We start from the raw sequence: 15,301 nt of genomic DNA, 5'->3' as shown, positions 1-15,301 counted from the left end.
ACGTTGGCTGACGAAGCGAAGGCGGGCAAGAAGTGAGCGAAGCGGTGAATGGGGAAGTCGATCCTTACTTGGCCAAAGTACAGGTGCGTGCTGCGAAACTGCACGCACCGTGAGCGGTGAGCGTGATATAAGCGTCGGCCGATGAGAAGGGCGCTCCCGCGAAGTGTTCGCTTACGACATTTACATTTACTCAGAACTGGAAGTCAATTCGCATACCGAAATATATAGGTTCCGAAAGACGCCAATGTCAGAACAACACCAGCAAAGACCTGCCCCATCGAAGGCAATAACTCCCATCGCGGCGAATTCCCGCGCGCTAGATCACCCTCATCGCGTCCGGCCCCCGTTCATATCCCGCCCAAAAAAATCTGCCTTACAATCGGTCTCCACCCTGACAAGCACGACACGCGCGAACATGAACGAGCGTAAGTCATCCGGGCTCGCCGACCGGATTTATAGCGACATCCTCAACAGCATCATGGAAGGCGAGTTCAAGGAGGGCGACCGGCTCCTCACCGAACACGCGCTCGCCGAACGTTTCGCGACTTCGCGGCCAACCGTGCGCGAAGCGCTTGCGCGGCTGCGCGCGGACGGCATCATCGTGACGCGGCGCGGATCGGGAACGATCGTGGGTCGCCGCCCCGATCCCGAGGTGCGCCGTTTCGCGCCGCTGGAGACGCTATCCGATATTCGCCGCTGCTACGAATTTCGCATGGTGACGGAGTCCGGCGCCGCCGAACTGGCCGCCATCAAGGCGGACGAACACGACATTCGCGCGATTCAGGAAGCGTGGGAGCAACTGGAGCGCGTCGTCGAAACGCAGGAGGGCATCGGCGCAAAAGACGATTTCGCGTTCCATCTCGCAGTGTCGCGGGCGTCGAAGAATCCGTTCTTCATTACTGTCCTTTCGTTCATCGAGGAACAGGTCGAAGTCAGCATGAACCTGTCGCGCAATCTGTCGTTTGTGAAGACGCTCGAACGCCAGCGTCTCGTTCAGCGGGAACATCTCGATGTGCTCGAAGCGATCCGCGCGCGTGATCCCGCGCGCGCCGGGAAAGCGATGAAGACGCATCTCGAAAACGCGCTCGACCGCATGTTCGGCGACTAGTCACGTCGCGACAGTTGTCACACAACCTGCGCGGTCGCATGCTCAAATAGCGCGTCGAAGGCAATGTTGTTTGACAACTTTGCCCGTCTTGCCTCCTTCGCCGGCCTCTTCAGTCGATCCAGCGAGCCGTCATGAACACCGATCCCGTCGTCGTCAGCGAGTTTCCTAATCCGTGATGGCCGTGCCGCTCCTGGGCGCGACGCCCGGATTATTCGCCTAATCCCAAGAAAACGGCAGGTTGATCGCTCATATCGAGGCGGGCGGCGTGCGCACGCTGCTATACGGCGGCAATGCGCATCTGTACCATGTCGCCGTCAGCGAGTTGCTTGACATGCTGGCGGCGTCGGCGGGTTCACGAACCCGCGTGATTCCGGCCATCGGCCCGATTACGGCAAGATGCTCGATCAGGCGCGCATCCTCGCGCAGACGGACTACCGCACCCGATGATTCTGCGCTCGCGGGCTTCACAACGCCGGAAGGCGTGGCGAGCGGCCTCAGACGCCTCGCCGATGTCGCCGGCATGCCGTTCACGCTCAATATCAAAAGCGAGAGTTAAATCGACGTCGACAGGCTCGCCGAACTCGTCGACGAAGGCACGCTGCTCGCGGTGAAATACGCAATCGTCCGCGCCGATCCGGCTCACGATGGCTATCTGCGACGCCTGGTCGAAAGCTTGCCGGCATCGAAAGTCGTGTCGGGCATGGGCGAGCGCCCCGCGCTGATTCACGCACGCGATTTCGGTCTAGCGTCGTGGACCACCGGTTCTGGATGCATCGCGCCGCACGCGGTGATGGCGCTGCTGCGTGCCGCGAATCCGAGGCGCCATACGAGCGCTTTCTTCCGCTCGAAACGCTCCGCGACGACATCTCGCTGATCCGCGTGCTGCACGATGCCGTGACGTTGTCGGACATGGACGACATGGGGCCCATCTTGCCGCTGCTGAGCGCATCGCCCGACGCCGCCATGCCGGCCATCGCGGGAAGCCCGCGCACTGCTCGCGTTCGACGAATCTCTCCGCACGCGCTGAACTACGTCCGCCGCATTTCTGGAAACCTGCAGGAAACCCCAGTTAACTTCCGGTTAAAAAGGGAGGTAACGCGCGCTCGGGGTATATCCCGAGACGGCGTGCAAAGCGCTATCGGCAGAGGAAAAAGAGCGGTTGGCGTGTTTCGGTAACAGCGCTAGGTGAGCCGATTTGCTTGACATCCTATAACCCTGTTAGCTATTTTTCAGCATCCAGTCGCAACGAGGGCGCACGCGCACAGAGACACGCGAGAATCAGAACGAAGCACAAACAGGCCGGCGATCAACACAATCGACAACATCGACGATACGACCGGACCTCTTCCCGACCAGCGGTTGCGAGAGAAGTGAGGAGACAAAATGGCTTTCAAGGCAGGACTGTCAGTGAAACTGGCGGCGATTTGCGTCGCCGTGGGCGCGGCCTTCAGCATGAGCGCGGCGCAGGCGGCCGATCCCGTGTCGATCAACATCGTCGACGTCGCAGGCAATCTGCAACTGACGCAAAAGGGCTTCGAGGCGTTCAAGGCGAAGTATCCGGACCTCGTGTCCAGCATCACGTTCACGAATGCGCCCGCGCCGCAATTGCCGGGCAAGATCAAGGCGATGCAGGCGGCGGGGCGCTCGGACATCGACCTCGTCGTGACCGGCACCGACGCGCTCGCGGCCGGCATTCAGCAAGGTCTGTGGGAGAAGCTGCTGCCCGATCAAGCGAAGGCGTTCCCCGGCGTGCTCGACAAATACGCGCCCGGCCCGCGCAAGATGCAGGACATCGCGCAAGGTTACGGTCTCGAAGTGACCTACATGCCCGCGGGTCCCCTGCTCGAATACAACCCGGCCAAAGTCACCGATGTTCCCAAGACGCCGGATCAACTGCTCGCGTGGTGCAAGGCGCATCCGAACAAGCTGATCTATGCGCGTCCGGCCAATTCCGGTCCGGGCCGCACCTTCCTGATGGGCCTGCCATACGTGCTCGGCGACAAGGACCCGATGGACCCGGTCAACGGCTGGGACAAGACCTGGGCGTTCCTCAAGCAACTGAACGACTGCATTCCGTACTACCCGGGCGGCACTTCGGCGGTCATGAAGGAACTGGGCGAGGGCACGCGCGACATGACCGTCACCGTGACGGGCTGGGACATCAACCCGCGCGCGCTCGGTATCGTGCCGGCGGAATTCAAGATCGGCGCATTCGACAACATGACGTGGGTCAACGACGCGCACTACATGGTGATTCCGAAGGGCGTGCCCAAGGAAAAGCTCGACGTGCTCTACAAGCTGATGAACTTCATGCTCGAACCGGCGCAGCAGGCGTTGACGTATGACGACGGCTATTTCTATCCGGGACCGGCGGTGAAAGGCGTGCCGCTTTCGATGGCGCCGGCGAAGAGCCAGGAAGTCATTCAGAAGTTCGGCCGGCCGGAGTACGCGAAGCTGCTTGCCGACCGTCCGCACGTCCTGCCGCTGAACGCGCAGGCAATGGTGGCCGCGTTCCAGAAATGGGACCGCGAAATCGGCGCGGCCAAGTCGAAGTAACTCGGCGTATCGCTGTGATGAGACGGCGACGTTCCTCGCGAGGAGCGTCGCCGCTTGTACAAAAAAGCGCAGGAATTGTCATGAAGCACACTTTTGAGCAGTTGCGCCTCGACTCGGTCTCGCGCAGCTTCACCAACGCGGAAGGCCAGCAGCTTGCGGCGTTGAAGGGACTCGATCTGAACATCCAGCGCGGCGAGTTCATCGCGCTGCTCGGGCCGTCGGGCTGCGGGAAATCGACCGCGCTGAACTGCATCGCGGGATTGCAGCCGCTGACCGGCGGCGGCATCTGGCTCGACGACAAACGTATCGACGTGCTGCCGCCCGAAAAGCGCGGCTTTGGCATGGTCTTTCAGAATTACGCGCTCTTTCCGCACATGTCGGTGCTGGAAAACGTCGGTTTCGGTCTGAAGATGCGCGGCGTGTCGAAGTCGGAAGCGACCAAACGCGCGAAAGCCGCCTTGCAACTGGTGCAACTGATCGGCCACGACGCCAAGCTGCCCGGCCAGCTTTCGGGCGGCCAGCAGCAACGCGTCGCGATTGCGCGGGCGATCGTCATCGAGCCGCCACTCGTGCTGATGGACGAGCCGCTCTCGAATCTCGACACCAAGCTGCGCATCGAAATGCGCGCCGAAATTCGCCGCATCCACGGCAAGCTGGAGCGCGCGACCATCTACGTGACGCACGATCAGGACGAAGCGCTCTCGATGGCCGATCGCATCGTCGTGATGAGGGAGGGCGTCGTGCAACAGGTCGCGTCGCCGAAGGAAGTCTATTCGCGTCCGAAGAACCTGCACGTCGCGCGTTTCATGGGATTTCGCAACGTCGTGCAGGCGACGCTCGAAGGCACGCAGGGCGATTGCGTCGCGGTGAACGCGAACGGCGTCAGGCTGCTCGGCATGCCGATGGAAGGTTTCGACAGCAAGCGCGTTTCGGTCGCGCTGCGTCCGGAAGACATGGAGCGCGTCGCGCCCGGCACGGAAAACGCGTTCGATGCGCACGTCGAAGTCGTCGAATACGGCGGGCGCGATTCGCTCATCATCGTCGATACGGCGTTCGGCAAGCTGTGGGCGCGCATCGCGGGCGAATGCAGCGAAGGCGAGCGCATCGCGCTGCGCGTCGCGCCCTCGAAGACGCTCGTGTACGGAGAAGAGAAATGATCGCGCTTCCCGCGCAGCGCGATCCGAAGGGCTGGCTCGTAGCGCCCGCGCTCATCTTCATTCTCGCGCTGTTCATCTATCCGTTCGCCTACGGGCTGATGCTGTCGTTCACGCCGATGAACGGCGGCGGCATGTGGGCGAACTACATCACGTTCTTCACCGATTCGTCGATGTGGCCGACGATCATCGTCACGCTGAAGCTCGCCGTGCCCGCGACGATCATCAACGTTGGTGTGTCGGTGCCCGTGGCGTTCGCGCTGCGCCGCACGTCGCCGTGGCAGAAGTTCGCGACGACGCTGCTCGTCGTGCCGGTGACGCTCGGCACCGTGTTGATCGCCGACGGCATGCTGACGTACTTCAGCCCGAACGGCTGGTTTCCGCAAGCGTTGCAGGCGCTGCATCTCTATGGCGATGAAGTGCGTCTCACGCACAACTATTGGGGCGTGCTGATTTCGCTGATCGTGTCGGGATTTCCGTTCGCGTTTCTGCTGACGCTGTCGTATGTGACGGGCATCGATCCGACACTCGCGCGCGCCGCCGCCACGCTCGGCGCAAGCCCGTGGCAACAGTTCCGCCAGATCTATCTGCCGCTGCTGTTGCCCGGCCTCACGATGACGGCGTGCCTTTCGTTCGTGCAGGCGTTCTCGGTGTTTCCATCCGCGGTGCTGCTCGGCGCGCCGGCCGGCCCGACGCGCGTCATCTCGATCGCCGCATCGGAGGCCGCGTTCGAGAGCTATGACTACGCGCTCGCATCGACCATCGCGATCGTGATGGGCTTCGTGCAATTGCTCGTCGTCGCCGGCATGCTGGGCGCGCGCCGTTTCTTTTATACGGGTCCGGTGACGGGAGGCAAGGGATAATGACGACCGACAACCGCACGGCGTCCGGCTGGCAGGCCGGCGCCTCGACTCGAAGCACGGACAAACCGATGAAACAACAGATGAGCCTGCGCGACAGGCTATGGAAGTTTTTCGTCTGGACGACGATGGGCTTCTTTCTCGTCAACGTGCTGCTCCTGATCGCGACCGTTGCCGTGAATTCGGTGGCGACGCGCTGGTTCGGCACGCTGTTGCCGCAGGGCTTCACGCTGCACTGGTACGCGCAGGCATGGAGCGACTTCCAGCTTTCGAGCGTGCTGCTCGTGACGCTCGAAGTGGTCGGCGCGGTGGTGCTGCTGTCGATCGCGCTCGGTGTGCCGGCCGCGTATGCGCTCGCCCGCGTGCAATTCCCCGGTAAGCGCTTCGCGATGCTCGTGTTTCTGCTGCCGCTGATGGTGCCGCCCGTGACCTACGGCATCCCGATGGCGACGGTCATGTACAAGTTCCATCTCGCGGGCACGCTGACCGGCGTGATCCTCGCGAATCTGGTGCCTGCGCTGCCGTTCGTGATTCTCGTGATGACGCCGTTCATCGAGCAGATCGATCCGAATCTGGAATCGGCCGCGCGCATCTTCGGCGCGAACACGCTGCGCTACTTCCGCTACGTGCTGCTGCCGCTGCTCGTGCCGGGCATGCTGGCTGCTGGCCTGCTGGTGCTGGTGCGGACCATCGGCATGTTCGAGCTGACGTTCTTCACCGCCGGCCCGACGACCCAGACGCTCGTCGTCGCGCTGTACTACGCGGTGTTTTCGACGGGCGTGCGCGCGCCGCAATCCATCGACGCGATGGCGATGATCTACATGGCCATCACGATGATCTGGGTGTTGATCGCGCTGCAGTTCGTCAGCCCGACGCAGCTCGTGTCGCGCGTGAAGGAACAGAAGCAATGATGTGCGCCCGCGCCGCCGTGCGCGGGCTATTTTCATAACGAAGTCGTGTCGTGCCGAAAGTGACGAAATTCCGTGAAGTCGCAGAGTTGAACGCCGAGCCGCGCCTGAGCATTTCGAGCGGGCCGCATGTCGTCGAAATCGCGCCGCTGGCGGGCGGGCGCATCACCCGCTTCGCCACACAAGACGCGCGCGGATTGCACGACTGGCTCGCGCCGATAACGCTCGCAAACTGGCCGTGCGATGCGTGGCCGAAAGGCGGCAGCTATCCGCTCGTGCCGTTTTCGAATCGCGTGCGCGATGCGCGTTTTCCCGCGCCGGACGGTTCCATCGTCGAACTCGCGACGTTTCCCGGCATGACGCACGCGTTGCACGGCTTCGGCCAGTTCGCGGCTTGGAGCGTCGAGCTTCAGGAAGCGGATTGCGTCGTGCTGCGCTACGTGCACGGCGAGGGCGAGCACGGCTGGCCGTGGGCATTCGAGGCCGTGCAACTGATCGAGGCGAACACGGAGGGTGCGCGGCTGTCGATGCGCGTCGCCAACCGGTCGTCGAGCCCGATGCCGGTCGGCCTCGGGTTTCATCCTTATTTTTGCGCGCAGGAAGCCGAAGTCCATGCGACGACGCCCTGGCGTCACGAAGCGGAAATCGCGATCGAGCCGACGGCCGAGCGGCCCGCGCATCGGCACGAACGCGAACCGGAAGGCTACACGCGTTATCTGGGCGGCTGGGACGGCCGCGCGACGCTGCGCTACGCAAACGGCCGCACGCTCGAACTGACCGCGGGCGACGCGCTCGGCCACGTCGTCGTGCATTGTCCGGCGGGAGCGGGTTATCTGTGCGTCGAACCGGTCTCGCACGTGAGCGACGGCTTCAACCTCGCGGCGCGGGGTTTGTCCGGAACCGGCGTCGCCGTCATCGAGCCAGGTAGTGAAATAGCGGCGTCGCTCGCGATGGCAGCCGACGCGAACCCGGACCGGCGCGACGGCGCCGCCGCCTGACGCGCGCTTCCACGCAGGCGCGCCCGCGAACGGCGGGAACGCGCGACGCATTCGCCGGCAGCCGACTCCCGACGACGAGACAAGCATCCCTGTTCATGGCGGCGCCTCCTTCCAGTGTGCGTATCAGCGCGTGAGCGGCATCGAAAAATACGATTCGACGAGATCGACGATGCGCCACGTCGCGCAAGGCCGGCGGCAATGGGCGTCGAAACCGGCTTCCTTCAGCGTTTGCACCGGATCGGCGGGCCACACGTTGCTCATCGCGACGAGCAGGCGGCCGGTCACGTCGGCGTCCATGCGCAGCGTGCGCAGAAACACGTAGCCGGATTCGCTGTCGAGACTCGTATCGAGCAGCAGCGCATGAGGGTGCCAGTTATTGACCAGCGCCCGCACGGATTTCAGATCCTGCGAAAGGATGACCTGCAAGCCTTTGAGCCGAAGTTGCACGGCGAGCGAATCGCCGATCGACTTGTCCTTGTGGGCTATCAGCACGCGGCGCGATGCGTCTCCGGCGCGAGCCCGCTTGATACGCCACAACGCGAACTCGCTTTCGCTGGCGGCCAGTCGGCTTGACATCTCATCCTCCAATTTCGTATCGGGTTACGTGGCGATTCGACTGCGACCAGTGTCGGCCGAACGTGCCGATCGCTAAACCCGGCGCGGGAGGGGAACGCGCGGGATTTTGGGAGACTGCCGAATGTATCCCTGCGAAAGGAGGGGTGGAAGTCGGACAAGGCGCGCGTAATATCGGAACCGTTCTCGGAGCGTCGCAATGGAAAATGGCTATTTCAAAACTGTGTTGCTAGTAGAGGACGAAGGGCTCACCAGGAGCGCGATGAAAAATCTGATCCTGGCGAACGAGCCTTTGCTCGAAATCGACGAAGCCGATGGATTCGAGCAGGCGAAAGCCAAGCTTTCCGCCAATACCTACGATCTGATGTTTCTCGACTACCACTTGCGCGGCCAGGATACCGGCATGGATCTGCTCAACTGGATCCGCGAGCAAGAGCGCGAAGTCCAGACCATCATGCTCTCGGCGCAAGACGACCGCGACACCGTGCTCGAATGCATCAAGAACGGCGCGTGCGGGTTCATCTCGAAGGGCAGCGAGCAGGGCGCGGGCGTGTTTCGCGAGGCGCTGAAGACGATTCTGAACGGGCGCGTCTACTTGCCGAACACGGTGCTCGGCAAGGGCGGCCACAGTCCGAAGCCGGTTTCGCCGCATGCGGGCGTGACGGTCGAATCGCTCGATCTGCCGCCGCGCCTCACCGAGACGCTGCGTTATCTGCTGCAGGGGCTGTCGAACAAGGCGATCGCGCGCAAGATGAACATCAGCGAAAACACTGCCAAGGAGTATTCGAGCGATCTGCTCGCGCGTTTTCACGTCACGCGACGAACGTTTCTGATCGTCGAAATGGCCCGGCGCGGGATCGAAATGCCAATGAGCAACACCTCGTCGGCGTCCTGAATACGCGATTCATCTTTCATTTTGGACGCGGGCGCACCGAAAGGGCGCTCGCGTCGTTGCATCTGCGCTGCCTTTTTCGGATCGTTCCGAGGAATTTTCCCGGGAATGGTAAGGTAGAGCCCGGACTAAATTTGAGATGGGGTCAGCGTAGGTGATTTGCAGGATGACGTTCACGAAAATGCAAGGCGCCGGCACGGCATTCACGGTGACTGCGGCGCTGCTTCTCGGCGCATGCGCGCCGCTTCCGCAGCAGAGCGACGCCGACGCAGCCGCGGCGGCGTCGGCGGCATCGGCCACGCAAGCGGCTCAGGCGGCTCAGGCGGCTCAGTCGGCTGTTAAGGCACCCGCGGGACCGCCCGGCGAACGGCGCATCATGGTCGGCAGCGCGAACGGCTACCATATGTTGCTCAAGACGACGCCGCCGTCGCAAGTCTGCGACGACAACGCATTTGCCGACGGCGTGCGCTACGGCTATGCGCTCACCTGGAACCGCCTCGTCAGCGAGGAAGTGCGCAACGGCGGCAAGGCGAAGCGCAGGTTCGACGCATCGGCCGTCCATTCCCTGGACGATCAATACAAGATCCAGTGGGACGGCAAGGAGCGCGTCAATGCGTGCGCATCGGACGGTTATCTGATCGGGCGCGTGGTCGGAACGCATCTCGCCGGCGTCGACATGCGCAACGGCAAGCCTTCCTGATCGCGAAAGCGGGGATCAATCGCAAGTGTGCGTCGCGGCGTCATAGCGGCTTGCGCCCGCGACATCGCCGTAAATCGTGTAGCCGGTTCCATTCGCCGACGCCTGCGCGATAACGAGCACCACCGACTGGCTCGTCACGCCGCCGCTGGGCACCGAAACGGCCAGCGTATCCGAACTCGGCGAGTACTCGCGCACGCGCGGCGCGATGGGCTTCCATTTCTCCTTGACGCACCGGACGAAGTCGTACGGCTTGTATTGGGACGTGCCGGACCCGAACGGCACCGTCTTGAGCAGGGCGTCGTCGGTCGAAACACAAGCGCTCAGGGCGGTCGCGCCGATGGCGGCAAGCAAGATGGCTGTGGTTTTTGTCATAGTTCCGATACCTTTTTCTGTAGTGTCCGCCTAGGCTACCGTCCGTGCTTCTTCGACGTTGGCAGACTTCTCGGCCGTCGATCCTAACCGTTTTCCTGACAATCCGTAAATCGCATGCGATCGCTCGTTCGCACCTTTTTACCGCCCGGAAATCCGCACCGGATCTGAATCCAGGCTTTCGATCCGTAGTTTTCCCAATATTCGTCAAGTCGGGTCAACCACCGCCGTTATATAGGCGTTTCACGTGTTGAAGCCATTTGTATGGCGCGCGGCGGCGGAAGCCGAACTGGCGCTCCGGTCGCGCATGCTGCGCGGGTCCCGATAATCGTTATGTACTGTTGCCTTCGTCGAATTGCTGACGATCGGCAGCATGAGCCAGTTTGATGGAACGCATGTCTCGCACAAAGTTGCTCGCCCGGCTTCGCGCCATTTCCCCGATCGGATGTTCGTCCGGCGGTGTCGATCTTCAGCGGTTTGCCGCGCCCGTACTCACGGTCGTCATCTGCGTGCTGCTGCTCGTGGTATTCCAGCATCTTTCGCGCTCGGTCGACTACAAGTCGGTCATACATTCGCTGCGCGTGACGACCCCGCAAGCGTGGGTCGCCGCGCTTTTCGCCACCGCGATCAGCTTCGCCGCGCTCGTCGGGCGTGACGCGGTGGGGTTGCGTCACATTGGCGTCGCGATGCCGCGCTCGTTGCTGTGGGTCGGCGCGACGGTCGGCTCGGCGCTCGGCAACGTGACGGGTTTCGGCGCGCTGACGGGCGGCGCCGTGCGCTGCCGCGTGTACGGTGCGGCCGACGTCACGCCGGCGCAGGTCGGGCGCCTGACGATCTTCACGAGCGTCACGCTTGCGCTGTCACTCGCGTTCATGGCCGCCGCCGGCATGCTGTTCGGCGCGCAATCGCTCTCGGGCATGATGCATCTGCCGCCGGCCGCGTTGCGCGCAACCGGCGCCGCGCTTTTCGCCGTGTTCGCGGCGATGGTGATCGTCTGCGGCCGCGAGCCGCGCACGCTGCGCTCGCGCTGGACATGGCTTTCGTTCACCGTGCCGGCACGTCGCGATTTCGTCGCACAGACCGCGCTCGCGGTCGTCGACGTGTTCGGCGCCGGGCTCGCGCTCTGGGCGCTGTTGCCGAACCCGCATGTCGGCTTCGGCGAATTCATGACGGTTTTCTCGGCCGCGATGCTGCTCGGCATGATCGGTCATACGCCGGGCGGCGTCGGCGTGTTCGAGGCGGCGATGGTGTTCGCGCTCGGCGGCAGCGTGGATACGCCGGATGTCCTCGCCGCGCTGCTGGCGTATCGCGCGATCTATTTCGGCTTGCCGCTGATCCTTTCGGCCGGCGTGATGGCCGCGTTCGAAGGCCGTGCGCTGAAAGGCCGCTTCAATTTCCTGAGCCCGGCGCGCGTTTCTCAACTGGCGCCGCTGTTCCTGTCGATCGTCACCTTCGCGGCGGGCTCGATGCTCGTCATCTCGGGCGCGACGCCCGCGTTCAAGATGCGCATCGCGCTCTTGCAGACTGTCGTTCCGCTGTGGGTGCTGGAAAGCTCGCAACTGCTCGGCTCGGTGTTCGGCGTGCTGCTGCTGTTCGTCGCGCGCGGCCTGATGCGCCGGCTCGACGCCGCCTGGTGGCTCGCGCTGATGCTCGCGGTGACGAACCTCGCGCTGTCGCTCGCGAAGGGGCTCGCGTTCGTCGAAGCGGGCGTGCTCGCGTTCCTCGTCGTGCTGCTCGTCCTGACGCGCGAGCGGTTCAACCGCCGTTCGTCGCTCTTTGCCGAGCGCTTCACCGCGACGTGGCTCATTTCGATCGGCGTCGTGATGGCGCTCGCCGTGTGGATCATGTTCTTCGCCTTCCGCGATGTGCCCTACAGCGGCGATCTCTGGTGGCAGTACGCGTTCGACGAGCGCGCCCCGCGTGCGCTGCGCGCGACGCTTGCCGCGGCGGTATTCGCGGCGGCGTTCGCGGTGTGGCAACTGCTGCGCCCGGCGGCGGGCCGCTTCGTGAAGCCCGCGCCGCAGGATCTCGCCGATGCCGGACGCATTCTGCGCGCGCAGGAACGCAGCGACGCCGGACTCGCGATGATGGGCGACAAGAGCTTCCTCTTCTCCGAGTCGCGCGAAGCTTTTCTGATGTACGCGAAACATGGCCGCACGTGGGCCGCGCTGCACGATCCGGTCGGTCCGCGCCGCGAATGGGCCGAACTGATCCGCAAGTTTGTCGAGCTGGCGCACGCGCACAACGGCCGCGCGGCGTTCTATCAGGTGCGCGCCGATGCGCTGCCGCTCTATCTCGACGCCGGTCTCACGCTGATGAAGCTCGGCGAGGAAGCGCATGTCGTGTTGTCCGACTTCGATCTGAAGGGCTCGCATCGCTCGAATTTGCGCTATGCGCTCAAACGCGGCGAGCGCGACGGCCTCGATACCGAAGTCATCGGACCGGCGCGCATTGCCGAAAGCATGCCGACTTTGCGGGCCATCTCCGACGACTGGCTCGACAGCCGCTCCGCGCGCGAGAAGAGCTTCTCGGTCGCGGCGTTCAACGAGGAATACCTCGCGGCGCAGTCGGTGCTGCTCGTGCGCCAGCAGGGCGAGCCGATCGCGTTCGTCACCTTCATGACGACCGACATGAACACGGAAGCGACCGTCGGCGTGATGCGCCACGTTACGGCCGCGTCGCCCTACGCGATGGAATATCTCTTCACCAAGCTCGCGCTGCATCTGAAGGAAGCGGGGTTCAAGTCGCTCTCGCTCGGCATCGCGCCGCTGTCGGGCATGGAGCCGACGCCGCTCGCATCGCCCTGGCATCGGATGGCCGGACTGGTGTGGCGTTTCGGTGGCCGTTTCTACAACTTCCGCGGTTTGCGCGGATTCAAAAGCAAGTTCCAGCCGCGCTGGGAGCCGCGCTATCTGGCGGCGTCCGGTTCGGTCGGCGTATTTTTCACCTTGGCGGATCTTTCGCTCCTCGCGGGCGGCTGGCGTTCATGAAATTCCTTTGCAAGAAAGCGGTGGCGCTCGTGGTGGCCGCCGTCTGCGGTGTATCCGCGACCGGTATGGCTCATGCCGACGAGTCCATCTCGGGCGGACGTTACGGTCAGGTCAAGCTCACGAAGCCCACGGGCGACATGACCGGCTTCGTCGTGCTGTTCTCCGAGAAGAGCGGCTGGACCCTGGCCGATCAGCAAGCGGCCGATGCGCTCGCCGCCAAGGGCGCGATGGTCATCGGCGTCGACACGCCGCGCTATGCCGCGCGCGTCGCCGCCGACAAGACCGAGAAGTCCTGCCACAACCTCGTCGGCGATGCGGAGAACATGAGCCATCAGCTCGAACGCACCGTGCAGTCGAATCACTATTTTTCGCCGATTCTCGTCGGCACGGGGCAGGGCGGGATTCTCGCGGAGAGCTCGCTGAAGCAGGCGCCCGATAACACCGTCGCTGGCGCGGTGTCGCTTTCGGCCGATGCGCAGCTCGACGCGCGCTTCCGTCCGTGCCCGCCTGACTCGACCATCATCCACGCGAAGGGCCTGCCCGGTTTCCTGGAGCGCGGCGTGCTGCAGCCGGAGCGCACCAAGGCCGACGCGCTCGTCGCGATGACGGCGCCGCATCTGAAGAAGCCCGAGCCTTTGACCGAGAGCGACGTCTCCGATCTCCCGTTGATCGAACTGCGCGCCGCGCAACCGACCGACCTGCTCGCCATCGTCATTTCCGGCGACGGCGGCTGGCGCGATCTCGACAAGACGATGGCGCTTGCGCTGCAGCGCGATGGCGTGTCGGTGATCGGCATCGACTCGCTGCGCTACTTCTGGAGCGAGAAGACGCCGCAGCAAACGGCGAACGACCTCGCCCGGATCATCCGCACGTACAACGCGCGCTGGCATACGAGTCACGTCGCGCTCGTCGGCTATTCGTTCGGCGCGGACGTGATGCCGTTCGCGTACAACCGTCTGCCGGAGGAGGCGCGCGCGCAGGTGTCGTACATTTCGCTGATGGGTTTTTCGCCCGAGGCGGATTTTCAGATCCGCGTGACGGGCTGGCTCGGAATGAAGGCGAGCGAGAAGGCGCTGAAGGTGCGGCCGGAACTCAACAAGCTGCCGCCGTCGATGGTGCAATGCATCTACGGCGAAAAGGAAGAAGACACGCTTTGCCCCGCCTTGACGAACACGGGTATCGACGTGGTTAAACTGCCCGGCGATCATCACTTTGGCGGCGACTACGATGCGCTCGCCCGGCGGATTCTCGCGGGCTGGCGCAAGCAGATCGCGGCGCGGCAGGGATGATCGTTTCGCGCCGCCGCATGACGGTTCGAACCGTTGCGTTCGTTCCGTCTGCGTGCGCGGCCCGGACTACGACCTGATCGGGAAACCCGGGCTCATTTGAGCGGACCGAGGAAATCCCGCTTGCCGATGGGCGCGCCGAGGTGGCGCAGGATGTCGTGCGTCGTGACGACGTGGAAGTAGAAGTTCGGCAGCCCGAAGCCGAACAGATAATCGTCGCCCGAGAACGACGGCGAGAAGTCTGGAAACTTCAGCGTGACCGTGCGCGTTTCGCAGCCGGCGAACGAAGCCTTGTCGATGCTCTTCAGAAACGCGATCGTCTTCTCGATGCGCGCCTGCAACGCCGGAAAACTGTCCTCGTCGTCCTCGAAGCGCGGCGCTTCGACGTTTGCAAGACGCGCCGCCGACAGTTTCGCCGTATCGCTCGCGCGCTGGATCTGCGCCCCGAGCGGCAGCATGTCGGGCGCGAGGCGCGCGTTGATCACGTCGGCGTGAGCGAGGCCTTTTTCATCGGCGAAGGCGGCGCCTTTGTTCAGCAAATCCGCGCACACTTCGAGTCCGCGGATAAAGACGGGAATCGATGCGCGATACATCGTGAGGGACATGGGATTGCGCTCCTTGAGTTTTGGGTTTGACAGCGGCAGGGGAGACAAGCATAGCGCCGCGCACGGTTGCCCGCTCGAATCGGCCGGCATGACCCCTGACTCACGAACCGGACGACGCCGCCTGCCGCGCTTCCCACGCGTTTAATTCATCCTCGTAGCGCTCCAGCGCTTGCCTGTACAGATCGAAGATGCACGGATTGCAGCCGCTCTGGCAGCACTCTTCCGGCAGCGGACGCTCGGGCGGCGTCGGACGAGGATCGTCGATGGAGCGGGATGGATCGTTCATCGTTTCATTGTGCATC

17 protein-coding genes are annotated in these 15,301 nt (G+C 63.6%); 12 read left to right on the top strand and 5 right to left on the bottom strand.

Annotation, left to right across the window (positions count from 1 at the left end):
- Positions 1 to 415 precede the first annotated feature (415 nt).
- The 8 genes from AWB82_RS32860 to AWB82_RS32830 all read left to right on the top strand — a co-directional run bounded on the left by AWB82_RS32860 (position 416) and on the right by AWB82_RS32830 (position 7,584).
- The gene (locus AWB82_RS32860) at positions 416 to 1,108 is read left to right on the top strand and encodes a FadR/GntR family transcriptional regulator (protein WP_086973467.1); all 693 of its coding nucleotides are present in this window, start codon (positions 416 to 418) and stop codon (positions 1,106 to 1,108) included.
- 238 nt (positions 1,109 to 1,346) lie between these two features.
- Positions 1,347 to 1,664 carry a hypothetical protein gene (locus AWB82_RS38655; RefSeq protein ID WP_235023533.1) on the top strand — a complete coding sequence of 106 codons (318 nt, stop codon included), beginning with the start codon at positions 1,347 to 1,349 and terminating at the stop codon, positions 1,662 to 1,664.
- Positions 1,665 to 1,858: 194 nt separating this feature from the next.
- A complete protein-coding gene (locus AWB82_RS38650) occupies positions 1,859 to 2,284 on the top strand; it encodes a hypothetical protein (protein ID WP_235023532.1) in 426 nt (141 codons plus the stop codon).
- A gap of 276 nt (positions 2,285 to 2,560) precedes the next feature.
- Positions 2,561 to 3,664, top strand: a complete 1,104-nt coding sequence (locus AWB82_RS32850; RefSeq protein WP_407643068.1) for an ABC transporter substrate-binding protein — start codon at positions 2,561 to 2,563, stop codon at positions 3,662 to 3,664.
- An 80-nt stretch (positions 3,665 to 3,744) separates the two neighbouring features.
- Positions 3,745 to 4,821, top strand: a complete 1,077-nt coding sequence (locus tag AWB82_RS32845) for an ABC transporter ATP-binding protein (RefSeq protein ID WP_086973465.1) — start codon at positions 3,745 to 3,747, stop codon at positions 4,819 to 4,821.
- Positions 4,818 to 5,681 (top strand): ABC transporter permease, encoded by an 864-nt coding sequence (locus AWB82_RS32840; protein WP_086973464.1) that lies wholly within the window; start codon positions 4,818 to 4,820, stop codon positions 5,679 to 5,681. The genes AWB82_RS32845 and AWB82_RS32840 overlap by 4 nt, the downstream gene beginning before the upstream one ends.
- Positions 5,681 to 6,589, top strand: coding sequence for an ABC transporter permease (locus tag AWB82_RS32835; protein ID WP_086973463.1), 909 nt, complete (start codon positions 5,681 to 5,683; stop codon positions 6,587 to 6,589). Before AWB82_RS32840 ends, AWB82_RS32835 begins: the two co-directional genes overlap by 1 nt.
- Before the next feature lie 50 nt (positions 6,590 to 6,639).
- Complete coding sequence (locus AWB82_RS32830) at positions 6,640 to 7,584, top strand: aldose epimerase family protein (protein WP_235023531.1); 945 nt, start codon at positions 6,640 to 6,642, stop codon at positions 7,582 to 7,584.
- A gap of 123 nt (positions 7,585 to 7,707) precedes the next feature.
- On the opposite strand, the gene AWB82_RS32825 is transcribed toward AWB82_RS32830, so the two are convergent.
- Positions 7,708 to 8,160 (bottom strand): response regulator, encoded by a 453-nt coding sequence (locus AWB82_RS32825; protein WP_086973462.1) that lies wholly within the window; start codon positions 8,158 to 8,160, stop codon positions 7,708 to 7,710.
- Positions 8,161 to 8,356: 196 nt separating this feature from the next.
- On the opposite strand from AWB82_RS32825, the gene AWB82_RS32820 reads away from it, so the two are divergent.
- Positions 8,357 to 9,052 carry a response regulator transcription factor gene (locus AWB82_RS32820; protein WP_086973461.1) on the top strand — a complete coding sequence of 232 codons (696 nt, stop codon included), beginning with the start codon at positions 8,357 to 8,359 and terminating at the stop codon, positions 9,050 to 9,052.
- 163 nt (positions 9,053 to 9,215) lie between these two features.
- Positions 9,216 to 9,749, top strand: coding sequence for a hypothetical protein (locus AWB82_RS32815; RefSeq protein WP_086973460.1), 534 nt, complete (start codon positions 9,216 to 9,218; stop codon positions 9,747 to 9,749).
- Between the two features lie 15 nt (positions 9,750 to 9,764).
- Here AWB82_RS32815 and AWB82_RS32810 read toward each other — a convergent pair whose 3' ends face one another.
- Complete coding sequence (locus tag AWB82_RS32810) at positions 9,765 to 10,121, bottom strand: hypothetical protein (protein WP_086973459.1); 357 nt, start codon at positions 10,119 to 10,121, stop codon at positions 9,765 to 9,767.
- Between the two features lie 240 nt (positions 10,122 to 10,361).
- A complete protein-coding gene (locus AWB82_RS38905; RefSeq protein ID WP_268811048.1) occupies positions 10,362 to 10,493 on the bottom strand; it encodes a hypothetical protein in 132 nt (43 codons plus the stop codon).
- 20 nt (positions 10,494 to 10,513) lie between these two features.
- On the opposite strand from AWB82_RS38905, the gene mprF reads away from it, so the two are divergent.
- Both mprF and AWB82_RS32800 read left to right on the top strand, forming a co-directional pair.
- Complete coding sequence (gene mprF, locus AWB82_RS32805; RefSeq protein ID WP_096031479.1) at positions 10,514 to 13,108, top strand: bifunctional lysylphosphatidylglycerol flippase/synthetase MprF; 2,595 nt, start codon at positions 10,514 to 10,516, stop codon at positions 13,106 to 13,108.
- Entirely contained in the window at positions 13,105 to 14,397 is a 1,293-nt protein-coding gene (locus AWB82_RS32800) for a virulence factor family protein (RefSeq protein WP_086973458.1), read from the top strand. The genes mprF and AWB82_RS32800 overlap by 4 nt, the downstream gene beginning before the upstream one ends.
- Before the next feature lie 92 nt (positions 14,398 to 14,489).
- Here AWB82_RS32800 and AWB82_RS32795 read toward each other — a convergent pair whose 3' ends face one another.
- A complete protein-coding gene (locus AWB82_RS32795) occupies positions 14,490 to 14,999 on the bottom strand; it encodes a DUF1993 domain-containing protein (protein ID WP_086973457.1) in 510 nt (169 codons plus the stop codon).
- 100 nt (positions 15,000 to 15,099) lie between these two features.
- Positions 15,100 to 15,285 carry an oxidoreductase-like domain-containing protein gene (locus tag AWB82_RS32790; RefSeq protein WP_407643067.1) on the bottom strand — a complete coding sequence of 62 codons (186 nt, stop codon included), beginning with the start codon at positions 15,283 to 15,285 and terminating at the stop codon, positions 15,100 to 15,102.
- Positions 15,286 to 15,301 lie beyond the last annotated feature (16 nt).

The sequence above is a fragment of the Caballeronia glebae genome (assembly GCF_001545035.1).
Lineage (GTDB): Bacteria > Pseudomonadota > Gammaproteobacteria > Burkholderiales > Burkholderiaceae > Caballeronia > Caballeronia glebae.
This window is presented reverse-complemented; position numbering and strand designations above follow the sequence as displayed.